Below are 18,917 nucleotides of genomic sequence, written 5' to 3' on the forward strand. Positions count from 1 at the left end.
CGCCGACCCGACCCTCAGGAGCGGGTGATGCCGGCCTTGGCGTTGAGGCGCTCGGCCATGTCGGCGGGGGTGAGGCGGCCGTCGACGATCTGCTGCAACGGCCAGCCGGAGACGTCGATCCCGGAGAGCCCGACGAACCGGGGCAGGTCGTCGGCGAGCTCCTCGACGAGGACCTCGACGTCCGAGGCGACGAGGGGGTCGGCGTCGACCGAGGTGCTCGACTGGTTGCGCGGCGCGTCGAGCGACCGCGGCTCGTACGCCGGCAGGCCGAGGTGGTCGACGATCCGGTTGCAGGTGCCGGCCAGGTCCTTGACGGTCTCGCGGAACTCGAGCAGCAGCCACTGCTCGCGACCGAAGACCTCGAAGGCCTTCTCCAGCTGCAGCCCGTAGAGCCCCCGGACCACGGTGCTGCGGCGCCGCAGCGCGGGGAACTTCCAGTCCTCCCACGGCGGCAGGTCCGCGCGGCGACCCATCCGGACCGCCTCCCCGAACTGCTTCATGCCCCGGCGGCGGACGTAGTCCATGTTCCAGTGCGAGAACGCCCGCTCGATCGGGTCCCGGAAGCACGCGACCAGCGGCATCGCCGGGTCGTAGTCGCGCATCCGGGGCAGCGCCCGCGGCCAGAACAGGTACGACGGGGTCGCGTCGCAGGCGAGGTGCTCGCCCTCGGCGCGGGGCCGGACCCGGTACGACGAGTAGTCCTCGCTGCTCCAGTCCCGCCGGTTGTCGTCGAAGAAGTGACGCTCCTTCTTCGGCGCCGAGACGATCTCCGGGTGCTGGATCAGCAGGTCGTACAGCGTGCTCGTCGCGGCCTTCTGCACACCGACGATCGAGAAGCCGAAGCGGACGGGCTGCAGCGCCACCGGGCACCCTCCTCGCAGGCGGACGGACCCGCCGCGGGGGACGGCGGTGACCCCCGAGCGTACGGCGTGGGCAGCCGCGGGCCTCAGTCGGCCGCGATGCCGAGGGCGCGCAGCTTGGCGTACAGCGTGGTGCGCGAGATCCCCAGCGACCGCGCGGCGCGGAGCTTGTTGCCGCCGTGCTCGCGCAGCGCGGCGGCGATCGCGTCGCGCTCGGCGCGCGCCAGCGGCGTGAGGGGCCGGGACGGCGCCGGGGCCCGGTACGCCTCGGGCAGGTCGTCGACGGTCGCCCCGCCCGCGTGGCGACGCGCGGCGACGTGGGCGACGACGGCCCGCAGCTCGGCCAGGTTGCCGGGCCACGGGTGGGTGGCGAGGGCGCGCAGGGCGCTCGGGACGAGGTGCAGCGACGGGTCCGCACCGAGGTCGCGCAGCATCGCGGCGACCAGCGACCCGAGCTCCCCGGCCCGCTGCGCCAGCGGCGGGACGACGACCACCTCCAGGCACGTCGCCGCGAGCACGGCGGCCCGGCCGGTCAGCTCGTCGTGCGGTGCGGAGACGAGGACGACGGCGGGGGCGCGGCCCGACGCGGCGTGCGCACCGACCAGCTCGAGCAGCGGGTCGTCCAGCTGCTCGAGGCCGTCGACGACGAGCGCGCCGACGCCCGTGCGGACGACGGACTCGTGGTGCCGCGCCCAGGCCGACGGTCCGTCGAGCAGGGCGCTGGTCGCGGTGAGGACCGCGACCGGCGCGGTGGGCCCGGCCTGCTCGCGGGCCAGCCGCAGCGCCTCGGTGGTGCGGCCCGACCCGGGCGGGCCGCAGACGAGCCGCGGCGCGACCGTCGTCGTCCCCGCCGGCCTGGGCACGACCCGGTCGGTCGTCACGCGTCGCGAGGACGCCGCGGGCTCGACGTCCAGCAGCGCGCTGTCGCCGTCGACGGGCGTGGTCCGCACGTGCACCCGCAGGCCCGACGTCAGCTCCACCTCGTGGCAGCCGCCGGCGCAGTGCGTCGAGCCGGCGTCCCGGGCGACCGCCTGCAGCAGGGCCACGTCGGCGGACTCCAGCAGGTCCAGCGCCGCCTGGTTCGACATGGTGACGTCGCGGCCGACCGCGACGACGGCGCCCCGGCGTACCGAGGCCCGGCGGAAGGCCGCCAGCAGCCGGGCCTGCGAGGCGCTGCCCGCCTCCAGCAGCCGCGCCTCGATGTCGGCGACGGCCCGCTCGACCAGCGGCGGCAGCAGCGGGTTGGCCTCGTCGACGCGGGCGGTGAGGTCGAGCGCACCCAGGATCCGCCGCGTCGTCGGGTGGAAGATCGGGTGCGCGTAGCAGGAGTAGCCGCGCAGCTGCCGGGCGAAGTGCTCGTCGCCGCGGACGACGATGCTGGAGCGCGTCTCCACGACCGTGCCCGGTGCGTTGGTGCCGACCCGCTCCTCCTGCAGCGAGGCGCCGACGCCGATGCCGAGCTCGTCGAGAGCCCGCAGGACGGCGCGCTGCCCGCTCGCGCGGTGCACGACCCGGCCGTCGCGGTCGACGAGGACCGTCGCGTACCCGGTGTGGGCGAGCCGCTCGGTCAGGTCGTCGAGCACCGGCCCGGCCGCCGACAGCAGCGACCCGGTGAGCTCGACGTCGTCGTAGTCGATGCCCTCGAGGGCGGAGTCCGGCTCGAGCCCGGCGATCTGCGCGCGGTGCCACGAGGCCGCGATCGGCGGCCGCAGCTCGGGCGTCGTCGTCACGCCTCCCCCTCCCGCCGCCGCTCCCGGGTGTGTCCTCGGTCACGCTACTCGCGCACCGGCGCCCTCGGGCAGGGCCGGGGACAGGATGTGGACGCCGACCGGCCGGCGGTCTCGACGCGGTCGCTCGCCAGGGCTCGCTCCCTGCTCGACCACCTGAGGGGCCACCTGAGGGGCCTAGTGCGCCAGCAGCCCCTCGAGGACGCCGGGCAGGCCGTCGATGGTGTCGAGCGAGGCGACGCGGGCGCCGGCGGCGCGGGCGAAGCGGACGGCCTCCTCGTCGTCGGAGGCCGGCGCGACGACGAGCAGCTCGGCGTGTGCCCGCGCGGCCGGGAGGGGATCGACGTCGTCGGTGACCCGGCAGTCCGAGAGCAGCAGGGTGATGCGCCGGTTCGCCCGGGCCCCCGCGAGCTGCGCCTCGGCGGCGCGCAGGGCGGCGTCCAGCGACGTCGTCCCGAAGCCCCGCAGCCCCAGCACCCGGTCGACGACCACGTCGGCACGGCACGGGGCCGCGAGGTCGAGCAGCACCTGCGTGCGGGAGTCGAACGCGACCACCGACAGCTCGGTGCGCGAGTGCTCCGCCCGCAGCGCGCACGACGCCGCCGCCATCGCGGCCGTCGCCAGCCGCGTGCCCTCCATCGAGCCGGAGCGGTCGATGAGCAGGCAGATCGCCGTCCGCGGCTTCTGCCAGTCGTACGCCGTGAGCTCGTCCACCGCGGGCGGGCGCCGGGACGCCCGGGCCTCCGCGATCGCCTCGAGGGAGGAGTCGACGTCGAGGTCACCGCCCCGGTCGGCCCGGACCCGCCGCAGCTGGGAGGCGCCGACGCGGTGGCGGGCGCCGTAGCGCGCCCGGTCGATGATCAGCCGCGGCACCAGCCCGGCCACGCGCCGCCGCAGCTGCTCGTCGGTGGCCCGGCTCATCGCCATGAGCAGGGTGAGGGTGTCGTCGAGGTCCTCGGCGGCCGCGTCGCGCACGGCGTCCTCGTCGAGCTCACCCACCTCCGGGGAAAGCTCGACGAAGCGCGGGTTCTGCGCGAGCTCGGCCCGCGGGGCCGTGCGCTCGCGCCGGCCCCGCCGCTTCTGCTTCTGCTCGCCCGCCCCACTCGGGGGCGGGCTCAGGCTTCCCCCGGGCCCCCCGGTGGCGGCGGCGCCCCGCCCTCCGAGCCGTCGGACGACGGGTCGGCGTCGGTGTCGCTCGGCTCCGGCCCGAAGGCCGCGACGTACAGCTCGTCGACGACCTCCTCCGCGCTCCGGGGCGAGGACTCCTCGACGCGCACCCGTCCCGACAGCGCCACACGGGCGGCGTCGCGACCGGCGTACCAGTCCTCGGGCTTCACCCCGCGGCGTGCGGTGAGCTGGTGCACGAGCCCGGCGAGGTCGATGGCCCCGCGCACGGACGCCCCGACGCGCAGGTCCGGGTGGTCCCGGCTGGCGCGGATCATCGACACCGCACGACGGGTCCAGTCGGGCGAGGGCACCGGTGCGCGGGAGGCGGTGATGGCCTCCTCGGCCGCGGCGGACTGGTAGCCCATGACGATGCGGCAGGTCCGGTCGTAGATGGCCCCCGACACCCGCGCGGTGCCGACCGCGTCGTACGGGTTCATCGCGGCCACGACGGAGAAGCCCGGTGCGGCCCGGACGACGCCGAGCCGCGGCACCCGGATCTCCCGCTCGCTCATCACCGCGAGCAGCGTGTTGAGGGTCTCCTCGGGGACCCGGTTGAGCTCCTCGACGTAGAACAGCCCGCCCTCGCGCATCGCGGTGAGCAGGGGTCCGTCGACGAAGACCTCGGGGTCGTAGCCGACGGTGAGCACCTGGGCGGGGTCGAACTGCCCGACGATGCGGGCGGGGGTCAGCTCGGCGTTGCCCTCGACGAGGACGAAGGTCGTGGACCGGTGCTGGGCGACCTCGCGCAGCAGCGTGGACTTGCCCGTGCCGGGCGGCCCCTCGAGGACGACGTTGGCGCCACTGGCCAGCGCCGCCTCGAGGAGCTCGGTCTCCAGGCCCCGGTCGACGACCCCCTCGCCGCCGCCCACAGGGACGGCGGCGGCGGGGGAGTCACTCACGAGTGCTCGTGGACGACCACGCCGCGGACGTTCTCACCGTTGAGGAGGGCGTCGTACCCCTCGTTGACCTCGTCCAGCGTGTAGGTCTTCGTGATGATCTCGTCGAGCTTGATGTCGCCGGACTGGTAGAGCCCGAGGATCTTCGGGATGTCCGTCGTGGGGTTGCAGTCGCCGAACAGGCTGCCGCGGAGCTGCTTGCGGTAGAGGGTCATGATCGTGCCGGGCAGCTTGATCGTCTCCTCCATCACCTTGTTCAGGCCGGTGAGGACGACGACGCCGCCCTTGCCGACGCCGTGGAAGCCTCCCGCGACGATCTCGGGGGTCATCAGGCCCGGGGTGAGGATCGCGGAGTCCGCCATCTGGCCCCGGGTGAGGTTGGTGATGGTCTCCATCGCCTCGTCGGTGCTGGCGAACGCGTGGGTCGCGCCGAGCTCCATGGCCTTCTCCCGCTTGTTGGGCAGCGGGTCGATGGCGATGACGTTCTTGGCCCCGGCCATCGCCGCGCCCTGGACGGCGTTGATGCCGATGCCGCCGACGCCGACGACCATGACGGTCTGGCCGGGCTTCACCTCGGCGGTGTTGACCGCGGCGCCCCAGCCGGTGGGCACGCCGCAGCCGACGAGGACGGCCTTGTCGAGGGGCAGGTCGTCGTCCACCTTCACGGCGGAGTTCTGGTGGATCACGCCGTACTGGCTGAACGTGCCGAGCATGCACATCGCGCCGTACTGGCCGCGGGGGCCGGTGATCGGGAAGCGCTCACCGGGCAGGTAGCCCTCGAGGATCGTGGCGCCCATGTCGCAGATCGACTGCTGACCGTTGGCGCAGTAGCGGCAGTGGCCGCAGTTCGGGATGAACGAGCAGACGACGTGGTCGCCGGGCTTCACGCGGGTGACGCCGGGGCCGACCTCCTCGATGACGCCGGCGCCCTCGTGGCCGAGCACCATGGGCAGGCGGGCCTCGAGGTCGCCGTGGGCGACGTGGACGTCGGAGTGGCACAGGCCGGCGTGGGTGTAGCGGATGAGGACCTCGCCCTCCTGGGGCTTGTCGAGCTCGAGCTCCTCGATCTCGATCCTGGCTCCGGGCTCGTAGACCACTGCGGCCTTCGTCTTCATCGCGCGTCCTCCTGCTGGACCTCGGGTGCTGTGACGGGCCCCACACTGCCCCTCGCGCCCCGCCGTGGGTGTTCTAGAACTGGACAGTGCACAGCCGGTCCGTCGGTCCCGGCCTCTGGCCGCGCGCCGGTCGGGTACTCGGGGACCGACAGCACATCCGGCTCGAGCAGGAGGAGACCGTGGCCGACGGGCACAGACCGCCGAAGGGCGTGCAGGAGAACGGCCAGCGCGCCGTGAAGTGGATCGAGGACGGCAAGGCCGGCAAGGGCTTCACCGAGACCGGCGAGAAGCGGGCCCACCAGCTGGCGAACGGCGAGGCCCTGTCCGACGACGAGGTGAAGAAGATGCAGGCCTACTTCAAGCGCCACTCCGTCGACAAGGACGCGAAGGGGTTCAAGAGCGGCAGCGAGGGCTTCCCCTCCCCCGGTCGGGTCGCCTGGGACGCGTGGGGCGGCGACGAGGGTCAGCGCTGGGTCGACGGGATCGAGGTCTGAGATGCCCGACGTGGAGCGCACCGTGACCGTGGACAAGCCCGTCGGCCGCGTCTGGGACTACATGACCGACTTCCGGTCGACCGAGCAGTGGGACCCGCCGACCGTGCGCACCGAGCGCACGTCCGGCGACGGCGGCGTCGGGACGACGTACCACAACGTCTCGAGCTTCCTCGGCAGCGAGCAGCGGGTGACCTACGAGGTCGTCGAGCACACCCCGCCGACCGCCACCACCCCCGGGCGCTTCGTGCTGCACGGGGACGCCGGGTCGATCAAGCTCGTCGACACCATCACCTTCACCGCCGAGGCCGCCGACCGGACGTCGGTGACCTACCACGCGGAGTTCGTCCCGGACGGCACCGCGGCGAAGCTCGCCGCACCCGTGATGCCGGTGGCGCTGAAGGTGCTGGGCGACAAGGTGGCCGCCAAGCTCGAGGAGGAGCTGAACAAGCTCCCCTGACGGTGGTCGAGCAGGGAGGAGCGCCAGCGACGACTGCGTCGAGACCGCCGGTCGACGTACGGCGGTCTCGACGCGGTCGCTCGCCAGGGCTCGCTCCCTGCTCGACCACCCGGGGCGCGCGGATTCGGGCGGCGGGGGCTGCGCTGGGGGGAATGAGGCACGTGTCCGCGCCGAACGACCTGCCCTCCCCCGCCGACGTCCGCCTCGTGGTGACCGACATGGACGGCACCCTGCTGGGTGAGGACGGCGCCGTGCCGGCGGCGTTCTGGCCGCTGGTCGAGCAGATGCGGGAGCGCGGCGTGGTGTTCGCGCCGGCGAGCGGGCGGCAGTACGCGACGCTGCGCAGCACCTTTGAGCCCGTGCTCGAGGGTCTCGTCGTCATCGCCGAGAACGGCGCCTACGTCGTCCGCGACGGCGTCGAGCTGAGCTCCACCACCCTCGAGGTGGACCTGGCCGCCGAGCTGGTCCGCCACCTGCGCGGACTCGCCGCCGACGGGCTCGACCTCGGCGTCGTGTGGTGCGGCCGCGACTCGGCGTACGTCGAGCGCACCGACCGCGCCTTCCTCGACCACGTGGACCCGTACTACCTCGCGCTCAGCGAGGTCGACGACCTGCTCACCGCGCCCGGCCCCACCGGCGACGCCCCCGTGAAGCTGGCGGTCTTCACCCCCGGTGACCCGCACGAGTCAGTCGCGCCCGGGCTGGCGTCGTACGACGAGGCGCAGGGCGGCCCCGTCCAGGTCGTGGTCTCCGGGCAGCACTGGTGCGACGTGATGCCGTCGGGCGTCCACAAGGGCGTCGCCGTCCGGCGGCTCCAGGACTCCCTCGGCGTCGGCCCCGCGCAGACCGTCGTGTTCGGCGACAACTTCAACGACGTCGAGATGCTGGACGCCGCCGAGCTGTCCTTCGCGATGGACGGCTCCCCGGCCGGGGTGGCGGAGCGGGCGAACTTCACCGCGCCGTCGCACCGCGACGAGGGCGTCGTCACCGTCCTGCGGCACCTGCTCGACGGACTGCCCGCGCGTTCGGGCTGAGACCAACTGAGATCCCCCGCCCCGGGGAACCTCTCGGGGCGATGAACGACCTCGCCGACCGCATCCACACCATCGCCCACGACGACTTCGGGCACGACCGCCTCCTCACCGGTCAGGAGGAGACGATCGCCGCCCTCGGCAACGGCGAGGACGTGCTCCTGGTCGCCCCGACCGGCGCCGGCAAGTCGCTGACCTACCTCGTCGCCGGGCGCCTGCTCGACGGCCCGGTCGTGGTCGTCTCACCGCTGCTCGCCCTCGAGCAGGACCAGGTGGACGCCGTCACGGCCGCGCCGACCCCCGTCGCGGCGGCCCGGCTCAGCTCCGCCGAGTCCGCCGCCCAGCGGCGTGCCGCCCTCGAGCAGGCGGCCGCCGGCGAGGTGGGCTACCTGTTCTGCTCCCCCGAGCTGCTCGCCGACGACGACGTCCGCTCGGCGCTGGCCGACCTGCGGCCGGTCCTCGTCGCCGTCGACGAGGCGCACTGCGTGGCGGCGTGGGGCCACGACTTCCGGCCCGACTACCAGCGCCTCGGCGCCGTGGTCGAGGACCTCGGCCGCCCACCCGTGCTCGCCACCACGGCGACCGCGGCGGCCCCGGTGCGCGCCGAGATCGCGGAGCGCCTGCGGATGCGCTCGCCCCGCACGGTCGTCACGGGGTTCGCCCGTCCCGAGATCGCGCTCGACGTGCGACGGTGCCGCGACGAGGCCGAGCAGACCGAGGCCGTGGTCGGCGTCGTCGCGGACCACGCGAAGGCCGGCGAGGCCGGGCTGGTCTACGCCCGCACCCGCCCCGCGGTCGAGGAGCTCGCCGAGCGCCTGGCCGGCGAGCTCGACGTGCCCGTCGGCGCCTACCACGGGGGGTTGTCGCGCACGCGCCGCGAGGCCGTGCAGGAGTCGTTCATGGACGGCTCGACCCCGGTCGTCGTGGCCACCTCCGCCTTCGGGATGGGCGTCGACAAGCCCGACGTGCGGTTCGTCGTCCACGCCCAGGTGCCGGGCTCGCCGGACGTCTACTGGCAGGAGGCGGGCCGCGCCGGCCGCGACGGCGAGCCCGCGACCGCGACCCTGATGTACCGCCCCGAGGACCTCGGCCTCGGCCGCTACTTCTCCGGGGGAGTCCCCTCGGCGACGGACCTGCGGCGCGTGCTCGCCGCCTGCGACACCCCGCCGGAGGAGGCCGACGCCGCGGCCCTGGCCGAGGACCTGCCGTTCGGTCGGCGCAAGACCGGCAAGCTGCTGAACCTGCTCGAGCTGGGCGTCGCGCGCCTCGACGGGGAGGACGACCCCACCCCGAGCGCCATCGTCGACTCGGCGCGGGAGGTCGCCGAGGCCCAGCGGGCGCTGGAGCTGAGCCGCGTCGACATGATCCGCGCGTACGCCGAGACCGGCCGCTGCCGTGCCGAGTACCTCCTCGCCTACTTCGGCGAGGTCGGCGAGGCGTGCGGGCACTGCGACTCCTGCCGCAGCGGCAGCGCCGCCGAGCACGCCCACGACGACGACTCGCCGTACACGGTGGACGAGACGGTCACCCACCCCACGTTCGGCGAGGGCACGGTCACCGACGTCACCGACGGCGAGGTGACGGTGCTGTTCGACGAGGCCGGCTACCGCACGATCGACGCCACGCTGGCCGAGGAGAAGGACCTGCTGACGGGCTGAGGATCAGGGTGGTCGAGCAGGGAGGAGCGCCAGCGACGACCGCGTCGAGACCGCCTGACCCGCACCTGTTTCCGCAGGTCAGGCAAGCCTTCCCAGGCTGGACAAGCTCCAGGGAGCGGGATCACCGTGGGCCCATGACGACGATGGGCCTCCCGATCGTGAGCACTTGTGGCAGCACCGGCTGCTCCTACAACCACGACTCCGACTGCCACGCCGCGGCCATCACGGTGACGTCCGGCTGCGGCACGTACGTCGAGGCTGCCGCCGAGGCCGGCATCGACACCCAGGCGACGGTCGGCGCCTGCCACCGCGCCGAGTGCGTGCACAACTCGGCTCTCGAGTGCGGCGCGGAGAGCGTCCAGATCGGGCCGTCTGGCGGCGTCGCCGACTGTCTCACCTACAGCGCGAGGTGACCCGCGCCATCACAGGACGCCTCGGCGGGGGCACGCCAAGGAGACGCGGGCCGAGACCCGCGGCGGGCTCGAGGCAGCAGCGAACTCGACCCGTTGTTCGACCGTTCACTGAGGACGAAGCGCCATCGCCTCTCGTTCGACTGTTCGCCGGACCCCGTCAATCCGGGGCTCGGGGTGAGCCGCGGGTGGTGCCTCCGTGGGGGCGGGTGTCGACGCGGTAGGTCTCGCGCTGCGGGCTGGTCCACTCGTACAGGCCGGGTCGCAGGTGGCGGTAGCGCCATCGGCCGTGGGTCTTGAGTCGGTGGTGGTAGCGGCAGAGAGGGGCGAGGTTCGCGGCGCAGGTCTCGCCGCCGGCGCCGTAGGGGACGGTGTGGTCGAGGTCGCAGGATTCTGCGGGGCGGGTGCAGTAGGGGAAGACGCAGTGGCGGTCGCGCAGGCGCACGGTGCGGTCGAGGTGGGTGGGGATGCGGTAGCTGGTGCCGTGTCCGACGACCTGCTCGACGACGTCGTCGTCCAGGGTGAGGTCGATGACGGGCTGCACGGTCACCGTCGTCGCGGTGGCGGGGTCGTGGCACCAGGTGCGGACCTGTTCGGCGAGGGTGAGGACCTCGCCGGTGATGGGGTGGCGCACGGTGACGACCTCGCCCGAACCGTCGAGCGCGGCGCGGGTGAGGTGCACGACGAGGCTGACGTTCTTGGTCGGCCTCCTCGCTGCGCGGGACCCAGCACTGCCCTCGCCGTCCTCCTCGGTGACGGTGGTGAGGTCGAGGCCGAGCTGCTGGCGGGCGAGGTCGCCGGCGGCGTGGGCGCGGCGTTCGTCGAGGGGTGCGTCGGAGCCGAGGTCGGCGCGTAGTTGCGCGCCCGCTCGGATCGCGGTCTCGAGGTCGACGGCGTCGTCGAGGTCGAGGCATCCGGACAGCGACACGGTGGCGGAGAGGTCCCCCTGGGCGGAGGCGTCGGCGGTGGCTTTGAAGTCGAGGTCGAGGAACCGCTTGGCGTGGCCCTCGGCGTCGCGGGCTTCGCGGGCGAGGCGTTCGGCGAGGTCGGGGTCGGTGGCCGCGATCGCCGCGGCCACGGCGCGGTCGAGGACCGCGGGGCCGGCGCGGTGGGCGACGGGCAGGAGGTGGCGGTCGACGAAGTCGGCGGCGGCGCGGGAGATCCCGGTGGTGCGTTCGGCGATGCGACGCGCGCGCCAGGCGGGTAGGCGTCCGTCCATGACCGCGGCGTAGAGGCGCGGCAAGCGGTAGGCGAGCTCGAGGGCGGCGGTGAGGTAGGCACGTCCGGACTCCGGCGGGAGGCCGAGGGTGGTGGCGAGGTCGGCCAGGCAGAACTCCCCGACCTCGGGGGTGCCCTCCCCGGCCAGCTGCCGGGCCCGCTCACGACCGGGACCGCTGGACCAGGTGGCGGCGTCCTCGACCGACTGCGGCGGGTGCATGGTCGCCCAGGTGACGGCGAGCTTGAGCTGGGTGGCCTCGGCAGCGTCCGCGGTGGTGCGGGCGGTGCGCAGCGCGACGAGCACGGCAGCCGGGTCCACCGGCTCCTGCTCCTGCTGCACCTCGTCCACGCCTTCGCTCATGCGTTCGATGCTATCGACGACCACCGACAGTGGTAGCGGTAGTGACGGCGGTCCGTCCACAGCGCTCTGCGGTGGTCTCGACAAGCTCGACCGACGGTGGTGCGGATCGGCGGGTGGTCTCGACAAGCTCGACCGGCGGCGGTGCGGCCCGGCGTGCTCCTCACCGGGTCTCGTGGCTCAGCCGTGGCCGGCTTCGCACCTCGACCTCGGCGGCGGCCAGGCGGCCGGCCTGCTCAGCGGCGGCGCCAGCGGGCGCGGCGGCCCGGCCCGCTGCGGAGGCGGCCGTCGGGGGTCCAGCCGCCGCGCTCGGACTCGCCGTCCGGGCGCGGGGCGAAGACGTTGCCGGGGTGGTCGGGCACGCCGGGCCCACGGAGGGCGACCTTCGCGACCAGGGGGCCGGCCAGGCGGTCGTAGATCGCGGGCATCATCCGGAACCCCGTGCGGGTGAGCAGCGTGCCCGGGCCCACGTGCACGGCGCGGCGGGGGTGGTCGAGCAGCCGCACGCAGGCCTTCGCGACCTGCTCGGGGGCGACGATGGGCGGCGGGGCCGAGCCGGCGCTGCCGGCGTACGAGCCGGCGAGGTGGTAGACCGGCGTGTCCACCGCACCGGGCAGCACCAGGGAGACGTGGACGCCGCGCTCGCGGCGCGTCTCGACCTGCAGCGCCCGCACGAGCGCCATCTGCCCCCACTTCGCGGCGCAGTAGGCCCCCATGCCCGGCACGGCGATCTCCCCGAGCAGGGAGCCCACGACGACCAGGGAGCCGCCGCCCTGCGAGCGGAAGACCGGCATCACGGAGCGGGCGAGGTTCCCGACGCCGCCGACCCCGACGGCGACCACCTGGGTGAGCACGTCGTGCGGGACCTGTTCGACGCCGCCGTACGCCATCGGCTGCGCCGTGGTCACCACGGCGTCCAGACGGCCGTGCTCGCGCACGCAGCCGTCGACGGCGGCCTGCACCGCGTCGGGGTCGGACACGTCGGCGACCGCCCACGTCGTCCCGCCCCCGAGGTCGGCGGCCACGCGGCGCAGGCGCTCCTCCGAGCGCGCCACCACCCGGACCTGCTCGCCCGTCTCCACCAGCAGGCGGGCGGTCGCCAGGCCGATGCCGGACGTGCCCCCCACCACCATCACGATCCGTCGGTCGGCCACGCCCCCAACCTAGACAGGGTGTTCAGGCCCACACAGGCCCCCGTTAGGCGAGCCCCCACGAATGGGCACCGGAACCCGTGCCTCGCGTCTGTCTCGTCACCGGAGCCTCCAGCGGCATCGGCCGCTCCGTCGCCCACGAGCTCGCCGGACGCGGGGCGGCCCTCGTGCTCCTCGCCCGCCGTCGGGAGGTGCTCGAGGAGATCGCGCAGGAGTGCCGCGACCGCGGCGCCGCCTCGGTCGACGTGCAGCCCGCCGACGTCTCGGACGACGAGGCGGTGGGCCGTGCCGTGGCCGCGACCGTCTCGCGCCACGGGCGGCTGGACGTCGTCGTCCACTGCGCCGGCCTCGTGACGTACGGCGACCACGTGACGACGGACTCCGAGGACTTCCGCTCCGTGATGGAGGTCAACCTCGTCGGCGCCGCGACCGTCGCCCGCCACGCCCTGCCCGTGATGCGCAGCCAGGGCCGCGGGTCGTTCGTGCTGGTCGGCTCGCTCCTGGGCCACGTGGCGATCCCCGGGATGACGGCGTACGTCGTGAGCAAGTGGGGCGTCCGCGCCCTCGCCCGGCAGCTGAAGATCGAGAACGCCGACGTGCCCGGCCTGCGGATCGCGTACGTCGCCCCGGGCAGCGTCGATACCCCGATCTACGAGCGGGCGCTGGCCGACGGCTCGGGCGGGCACCGCCCACCGCCGCCCACGATGAGCCCGGAGCGTGCCGCGAAGGCCGTCGTCCGCCACGTCGACGGACGCCGCCACGAGCTGCAGACCGCGTTCAGCAACCACGCCGTCATCGCGGCCTTCGACATCGTGCCCGCGGTCTACGACCGTCTCATCGGCCCGGCGTTCCGGCTGCTGTCGCGGAGGGGTTGAGCGCCTCCGTTCACCCCGGACGACGGCTACGTCCCCAGAGCGAACTCGCGCTCGCTCGGGCTCGGGGTCTCCTCCATCCAGGCGTCCCTGGTCTGAGCCACCCAGAAGACCAGGAACAGGCTCAGCAGCGCGAACTCGATCTCGATGATCCACTCCGAGACGGCACCGAGCTGGAACATGACGAAGGCGAAGCCGACAACCGTCAGCATGCCGACCGCCACGACGGAGTAGATCGCGGAGAAGATCCGTGGCCACCGGCGGCCGTTCGCCAAGGAGAAGTCGCTCGATGACGGAACGACGGAGTCGCCGACAGGGACGTCATCCAGCCATCGCAGGACCGAGATGCCTGGTGGGGTCCGCAGGAACGCGACGACGCCGAGGCAGAGGAAGAGCAGGACCGCCGCGGACCCGTGGGCACGACGGGCCACCGTCTCCGTGTCCAGGATGAACCACACGATCGCGCCTCCGACCACCAGCGGACAGAGAAGCTCGATGACACGCAGGATGACGCGTGCGCCGCCTGCTCCGCCCTGCGCGGGTGGATCCTCCGTCCTGTGAGCCCGTCCGGCGTTGATGAGATCCGCCGGCACGCGGGCGGCGACGACGGCTGCCGCGATCACGAGGACGATCAGCGCAACGAGATTGATGGTGTTGGCCGTCTGGACCTCCTCGGGGTAGGCGTCCGGTCCCAACGGGTCACCGGCCGCCGTCTTGGGCCAGCAGGCAGCCGCGCCGACCACTAGGGCGCACCCCCCGGCGAGGTTCAGGAGCGACTGTTCACTCGCCGTGTTCCCGCGGATGATGGCGAGCAGACAACCCGCTGCCGCCATTCCCATGACGAAGGCGATCTGCCCGTCGTAGTACCAGGAGTCAGAGATGCTCGGCGGCAGGATCCCATCACCGATCCGGGACAGGAGAGGGGCTGACATTACCAAGGAGCCGGCAGCGATGACCGCGATCCGCAACAGGTAATAGGTTGCGCGATGCTCTTTCCTGATGACCGTCGGTCTATCCATTGAAAGCCTCCCAGGCTCGACCTGCCCGAGATGACTTTCACCCTAGAGAGGGACGGCACGAGGGTCGATACAAGATTGCTTCAAGCATCCAGCGGGCCCGGCGCCCAGTAGGCACGGTCGTGGTGCACCAGCGGCGCCCCGCCGGTGCCGAGCTCGATCTCGTCGACCTCCATCAGCGCCAGCCAGGACGCCCCCGCCGGGACGACGACCGACAACCGGCCCGTGAACCGGGCGGCGGCGTCGGTGAGCACCGGCAGGTCCGAGCCCTCCCGGTGACGCCAGCCCTGCTCCGCGGAGAAGCGGTCCGCACCGCGCACCGCGAAGGAGTGCGCCAGCGCCGCCTGGTCGGCCCGGAGCAGGTACACCGTCACCGCGTCGGCGGCGAGGACGGCGGCGCCCGTCGCGCTCGTGCGCGCCATGGAGAACGACAGCAGGGGCGGGGCAGCGCTCACCGACGCCACGCTCGACAACGTCGCGCCCACCGGGCCGTCGGGTGTGGCGGCGCAGACCAGGGCGACCCCGGCGGCGTGGTGGCGGAAGCCCTCCTTGAACAGCGCCGCGACGTCGGCGTCGGCACCGTCCTCGGGCGGGGGAACCGCGGTCTGGCTCATCGCCGTCCTCTCGTCGTCGGGGATCGCGCCCACGCTAGGAGCTCGACCGCGCTGCAGGTCAACCGGACCTCAGGTGGGTCTGAACACGACGGGGAAGCGCAGCGCCCCCGTGTTGCCCGAGACGGGCAGCCACTCGCCGGGCCCGTCGGGCCGTGCGTCCGGCATGCGCCGCGCCAGCAGGGGCAGGGCCACGGCCATGTCCGTGCGGGCCACGAAGTGCCCCAGGCAGTGGTGCCAACCGCCGCCGAAGCCCAGGTGCGGCGGCCGCTCGGAGGCACGCTCGATGTCGACGTCGGGGTCGTCGACGGCCGACGGGTCCGTCCCGGCCGCGTGCGAGAGCACCTGGACGATGCTGCCCGCGGGCAGGTGGAGACCGTGCAGGTCGACGTCCTCGACCGCCTCGCGGGTGACCCAGGTGACCGTCGGGTTGACGCGCATCACCTCCTCGACCGCGGCGGGCCCCAGCTCGGGGCGCTCGGCGAGCAGTGCCCACTGGTCGGGGTGGCGCAGGAGGGTCTGGACGGCGAGGCCGATCTGGTTGCGGGTGGTCTCCATGCCCGCGAAGGCGAGGAAGACCAGCGACACGACGAGCTCGTCGCGGGTCAGCCGGCCGTCGGTGGTCTGCGCGTGGAGGAGCGTGGTGACGAGGTCCTCGCGCGGCTCGGCGAGGCGGTCCTCGACGACCGCGGTGACGTAGCCGGTCAGGCCCTCGAGCGCGGCCTCGATCCGTGGCAGGTCGTCCTTGACCCGGATCCCGAAGGACTTCCCGAGGTCGTCGGCCCACCGCGCCACGACGTGCCACTCGTCGTCCGGGAGGCCGAGCAGGAGGCAGAGGATGCGGGAGGCGTAGGGCTCCGCGAACTCCTCGATCAGCTCGACCTCGCCGCGGGCGGCGAACCCGTCGACCAGCTCGGTGGCGAGGCGGGTGAAGTCCGGTTGCAGCGCCTGGATCGACCGCCGTCGGAAGGCCGGGTTCAGCAGGCGCCGGAGCCGGGCGTGGTCCTCTCCCTCCAGGCTCAGCAGCACCTCCTGCCACCAGCGCAGGAACGGGCCGTCGTGGATGCCGTTCTGCTCGGGCCAGCGCGCGTTGCCCTGGACGAACCGGCGGTCGGTCAGCAGCGCGCTCGCCTCGGCGTACCGCAGCACGGCGTGGCCGTACGGCGTCTCGGCGTACCAGGACCGCTTGCGCGCCTCGTGCACCTCCGCCGACGTGACGTCGAGGGCCGTGCTGGCCAGGTCCAGGTAGGGGACCGCCCCGCGCGAGGACACGCCGCTCATGCGGCGGAGTGTGCCACGCGGGGCGGCGTCGAGGGCGACGACCGAACTTGATGGAACAACATCGCGGGCGGCGCCGTTCTCCTGTCACCGACGTCCCGAAAGAGGGAGCTCATGACCGTCCACGCCGTCCGCCTCAACCACGCCGTGCTCTTCGTGTCCGACACCGAGCGCAGCGTCTCCTTCTACGCCGAGGCCTTCGGCATGACCGTCGTGGCCCGCGAGCCCCGCGCGGACGCCGCGTTCCTGCGGCTGCCCCGCTCGGGCAACCACCACGACCTCGGCCTGTTCGGGGTCGGGGCGCAGCCGCCGCGGCAGCCCGGCGGTCTCGGCCTCTACCACCTCGCGTGGCAGGTCGACACGATTGAGGAGCTCGAGGAGGCGCGCCGGACCCTGGCGGACCTCGACGCCCTCACCGGCGAGTCCAGCCACGGCGCCACCAAGAGCGTCTACGGCAAGGACCCCGACGGCAACGAGTTCGAGGTCATGTGGATGCTGCCGCGGGCGCAGTGGGGCGAGCACGAGAACGCCGCCCCCGTCGAGCGCCTCGACCTGCCCGGCGAGGTCGCCCGGTGGAGCGGCGTCCGCACCGCGGCCGAGCTCGTCCCGCTGGACGCCGGGTGAGGGTCTCGCCGTGCGGACGCGCGGCTCGGGCTCACGCCGTGTGGCGGTACGCCGGGTAGTCGAGGTAGCCGGCGTCGCCGCCGCCGTAGAAGGTGGCGGGGTCGGCCTCGGCCAGTGGCAGCCGCAGGCGCAGGCGCTCGACCAGGTCCGGGTTCGCCACGTACGCGCGGCCGAAGCTGATCAGGTCCGCGCCGAGGCCGAGCCAGGCCTCCGCGAGGTCCCGATTCGTCGCCACCGGGCCGTACGGCGCCCCGTCACGCTGCAGCCACGTGCTCGGGTTGACGACGAGCGTGCCCTGCCACCGACGACGCAGGGCGAGCATCGTGTCCTCGTCGGTCGTCGCCTCGAGGTGCACGTACGCCGGGCCGACGGCGCCGAGCTCGTCCAGCAGGGCGTCGTACAGCGCGGGGGCGTCGTCCTCGACGACGTCCCAGATCCCCGCGTCCGGGGACAGGCGGATCCCGACCCGGTCGGCCCCGATCGCGTCGACGGTCGCGGCGACCGCCTCGACGGCGAAGCGGATCCGGTTCGGCACCGACCCGCCGTAGCGGTCGGTGCGGAGGTTCGCGTTGCTGGAGAGGAACTGGCCGATCAGGTAGCCGTTCGCCCCGTGCAGCTCGACGCCGTCGAACCCGGCGTCCACGGCCCGCCGCGCCGCCTCGGCGTACGACCGCGCCTGCTCGCCCACCTCCACGGTCGTCAGCGCCCGGGGCACCGGCGCGGGCTGCGGGCCCTGCGGCGTGAACACCGACGCCCGCGCCGCCACGGCCGACGGGCCGACCGGCTGGGTGCCGGTGACGAGGCGGTGGCCGATGCGGCCGCCGTGCATGAGCTGGGCCACGATCCGGCCGCCGTTGGCGTGGACGGCGTCCGTCACCTGCCGCCAGGAGGCTGCCTCCTCGGCCCTGCGGAGTCCGGCGGCGCCGGGGTTCGACGTGCCGACGACGTTCGGGCCGATGCCGTCGCTGATCAGCAGGCCCACGGTGGCCCGCTGGGCGAAGTAGGTCGCCATCGCCGGGGTCGCGAGACCCCGCGCGGTGCCCCGCACCCGTGACATCGGGGCCATCACGACCCGGTTGGGCAGGTCCAGCTCCCCGAGCCGGTAGCGGTCGAACAGGGTGGTCATGTCGTCGTTCTCCTCAGGTCGTGTCCGCGGCGAGTTGCCGTCGACGACGCTAGGACCTGACACTGACGTCAGGGGCAAGTCCCGGCGCAGGGATGTGCGCGGGCTCACAGGAGTGACGGAGGTCGTCGTGCGGATCGGAGAGCTCGCGGAGCGCGCCGGGGTGAGCGTCCGCTCGCTGCGCTACTACGAGGAGAGGGGCCTGCTGGTCTCGAGACGCAGCCCCTCGGGCCAGCGGCACTACGGCGACGACGCGGTCGGTCACGTGGCGCTGCTGAAGCAGCTGTACGCCGCCGGCCTGACCAGCAGCGTCATCGCGGAGCTGCTGCCCTGCACCTACGCCCCGAGCGTGGCCGCGAACGACGACGCGTTCGAGCGTCTGCAGGTCGAGCGGCAGCGCCTCCAGGACCACATCACCGAGCTGACCGGCACGCTCGCCGCGCTCGACGTCGTCATCGACAACAACCGACGCTGGCGCCGCAGCCAGGACGACGCCGTCCCGGCCTGACGGGCACCGGCCTCTCGATGCTGGACCGCGGCGCCTCGCCGTGGGGGTAGCGAGGCGCCGCGGACCACCGTCGAGGTGACCGGGACCGCCGTCACGCGCACAGGCGCCTGACCGCGAGGGCCTCCTCCCGGGCCCGGCGCGCCAGCACCCGCGCCTCGTCGCACCGGTGCCGCAGCAGCGCCGTCCTGGCGAGGAAGGCCGCGTCGTCGGCGGCGAGAGCGCGCACCGACGAGGCGTGCCCTCGGCCCGTCCGGCCGCGGCGGCGGGCGTCGCTGGCGGCCGCGAGGGCCTCGTTCGCCCACCGGCGCGCCAACCACACGTGTATCCGAGCTGCCAGCATCCG

General features: G+C 73.9%; 20 protein-coding genes. 8 read left to right on the forward strand and 12 right to left on the reverse strand.

The window, feature by feature from the left end; translation table 11 throughout:
- Positions 1-14: 14 nt before the first annotated feature.
- The 5 genes from MJ876_RS02965 to MJ876_RS02985 all read right to left on the reverse strand — a co-directional run bounded on the left by MJ876_RS02965 (position 15) and on the right by MJ876_RS02985 (position 5,765).
- Positions 15-863 carry a sulfotransferase gene (locus MJ876_RS02965; RefSeq protein ID WP_240234573.1) on the reverse strand — a complete coding sequence of 283 codons (849 nt, stop codon included), beginning with the start codon at positions 861-863 and terminating at the stop codon, positions 15-17.
- 83 nt (positions 864-946) lie between these two features.
- Positions 947-2,590: a helix-turn-helix domain-containing protein gene (locus MJ876_RS22085; RefSeq protein ID WP_240234574.1), complete on the reverse strand. Its 1,644-nt coding sequence runs from the start codon at positions 2,588-2,590 to the stop codon at positions 947-949.
- Between the two features lie 174 nt (positions 2,591-2,764).
- On the reverse strand, positions 2,765-3,586 hold the full coding sequence (locus MJ876_RS02975) for a VWA domain-containing protein (protein WP_240234576.1): 822 nt from the start codon (positions 3,584-3,586) through the stop codon (positions 2,765-2,767).
- A gap of 116 nt (positions 3,587-3,702) precedes the next feature.
- Positions 3,703-4,653, reverse strand: a complete 951-nt coding sequence (locus tag MJ876_RS02980; RefSeq protein ID WP_240234577.1) for a MoxR family ATPase — start codon at positions 4,651-4,653, stop codon at positions 3,703-3,705.
- On the reverse strand, positions 4,650-5,765 hold the full coding sequence (locus MJ876_RS02985) for an NDMA-dependent alcohol dehydrogenase (RefSeq protein WP_240234579.1): 1,116 nt from the start codon (positions 5,763-5,765) through the stop codon (positions 4,650-4,652). Before MJ876_RS02985 ends, MJ876_RS02980 begins: the two co-directional genes overlap by 4 nt.
- A 179-nt stretch (positions 5,766-5,944) precedes the next feature.
- Between MJ876_RS02985 and MJ876_RS02990 the strand changes: the two genes are divergently transcribed.
- The 5 genes from MJ876_RS02990 (at position 5,945) to MJ876_RS03010 (ending at position 9,818) form a co-directional block, all read left to right on the forward strand.
- The gene (locus MJ876_RS02990; RefSeq protein WP_240234581.1) at positions 5,945-6,259 is read left to right on the forward strand and encodes a hypothetical protein; all 315 of its coding nucleotides are present in this window, start codon (positions 5,945-5,947) and stop codon (positions 6,257-6,259) included.
- A 10-nt stretch (positions 6,260-6,269) separates the two neighbouring features.
- Positions 6,270-6,716 carry an SRPBCC family protein gene (locus MJ876_RS02995; protein ID WP_240234583.1) on the forward strand — a complete coding sequence of 149 codons (447 nt, stop codon included), beginning with the start codon at positions 6,270-6,272 and terminating at the stop codon, positions 6,714-6,716.
- Positions 6,717-6,868: 152 nt separating this feature from the next.
- Entirely contained in the window at positions 6,869-7,750 is an 882-nt protein-coding gene (locus tag MJ876_RS03000; RefSeq protein WP_240234585.1) for a Cof-type HAD-IIB family hydrolase, read from the forward strand.
- Positions 7,751-7,791: 41 nt separating this feature from the next.
- Entirely contained in the window at positions 7,792-9,405 is a 1,614-nt protein-coding gene (locus MJ876_RS03005) for an ATP-dependent DNA helicase RecQ (RefSeq protein ID WP_240234586.1), read from the forward strand.
- A gap of 134 nt (positions 9,406-9,539) precedes the next feature.
- Positions 9,540-9,818 carry a DUF1540 domain-containing protein gene (locus MJ876_RS03010; protein WP_240234588.1) on the forward strand — a complete coding sequence of 93 codons (279 nt, stop codon included), beginning with the start codon at positions 9,540-9,542 and terminating at the stop codon, positions 9,816-9,818.
- A gap of 157 nt (positions 9,819-9,975) precedes the next feature.
- Here MJ876_RS03010 and MJ876_RS03015 read toward each other — a convergent pair whose 3' ends face one another.
- A complete protein-coding gene (locus tag MJ876_RS03015) occupies positions 9,976-11,394 on the reverse strand; it encodes an HNH endonuclease signature motif containing protein (protein WP_240234590.1) in 1,419 nt (472 codons plus the stop codon).
- 233 nt (positions 11,395-11,627) lie between these two features.
- Positions 11,628-12,545: an SDR family oxidoreductase gene (locus MJ876_RS03020; RefSeq protein ID WP_240234592.1), complete on the reverse strand. Its 918-nt coding sequence runs from the start codon at positions 12,543-12,545 to the stop codon at positions 11,628-11,630.
- 77 nt (positions 12,546-12,622) lie between these two features.
- Between MJ876_RS03020 and MJ876_RS03025 the strand changes: the two genes are divergently transcribed.
- Positions 12,623-13,417, forward strand: coding sequence for an SDR family oxidoreductase (locus tag MJ876_RS03025; RefSeq protein ID WP_240234593.1), 795 nt, complete (start codon positions 12,623-12,625; stop codon positions 13,415-13,417).
- A 26-nt stretch (positions 13,418-13,443) separates the two neighbouring features.
- Here MJ876_RS03025 and MJ876_RS03030 read toward each other — a convergent pair whose 3' ends face one another.
- The 3 genes from MJ876_RS03030 to MJ876_RS03040 form a co-directional block, all read right to left on the reverse strand.
- Entirely contained in the window at positions 13,444-14,433 is a 990-nt protein-coding gene (locus MJ876_RS03030) for a hypothetical protein (RefSeq protein ID WP_240234594.1), read from the reverse strand.
- 80 nt (positions 14,434-14,513) lie between these two features.
- Positions 14,514-15,044 carry a flavin reductase family protein gene (locus tag MJ876_RS03035; RefSeq protein WP_240234595.1) on the reverse strand — a complete coding sequence of 177 codons (531 nt, stop codon included), beginning with the start codon at positions 15,042-15,044 and terminating at the stop codon, positions 14,514-14,516.
- Between the two features lie 69 nt (positions 15,045-15,113).
- Positions 15,114-16,322 carry a cytochrome P450 gene (locus MJ876_RS03040; RefSeq protein WP_240234596.1) on the reverse strand — a complete coding sequence of 403 codons (1,209 nt, stop codon included), beginning with the start codon at positions 16,320-16,322 and terminating at the stop codon, positions 15,114-15,116.
- 111 nt (positions 16,323-16,433) lie between these two features.
- Here MJ876_RS03040 and MJ876_RS03045 point away from each other — a divergent pair, with 111 nt between their 5' ends.
- On the forward strand, positions 16,434-16,943 hold the full coding sequence (locus MJ876_RS03045) for a VOC family protein (protein ID WP_240234597.1): 510 nt from the start codon (positions 16,434-16,436) through the stop codon (positions 16,941-16,943).
- A 31-nt stretch (positions 16,944-16,974) separates the two neighbouring features.
- Here MJ876_RS03045 and MJ876_RS03050 read toward each other — a convergent pair whose 3' ends face one another.
- Positions 16,975-18,069: an alkene reductase gene (locus MJ876_RS03050; protein ID WP_240234598.1), complete on the reverse strand. Its 1,095-nt coding sequence runs from the start codon at positions 18,067-18,069 to the stop codon at positions 16,975-16,977.
- 112 nt (positions 18,070-18,181) lie between these two features.
- Between MJ876_RS03050 and MJ876_RS03055 the strand changes: the two genes are divergently transcribed.
- Positions 18,182-18,574 carry a MerR family transcriptional regulator gene (locus MJ876_RS03055; RefSeq protein ID WP_240234599.1) on the forward strand — a complete coding sequence of 131 codons (393 nt, stop codon included), beginning with the start codon at positions 18,182-18,184 and terminating at the stop codon, positions 18,572-18,574.
- A 91-nt stretch (positions 18,575-18,665) separates the two neighbouring features.
- Here the strand turns inward: MJ876_RS03055 and MJ876_RS03060 are convergent, their stop codons facing one another.
- Entirely contained in the window at positions 18,666-18,893 is a 228-nt protein-coding gene (locus MJ876_RS03060) for a hypothetical protein (protein WP_240234600.1), read from the reverse strand.
- Positions 18,894-18,917: the final 24 nt, after the last annotated feature.

Origin of the sequence: Nocardioides sp. CFH 31398 (assembly GCF_022436705.1) — a bacterium.
Lineage (GTDB): Bacteria > Actinomycetota > Actinomycetes > Propionibacteriales > Nocardioidaceae > Nocardioides.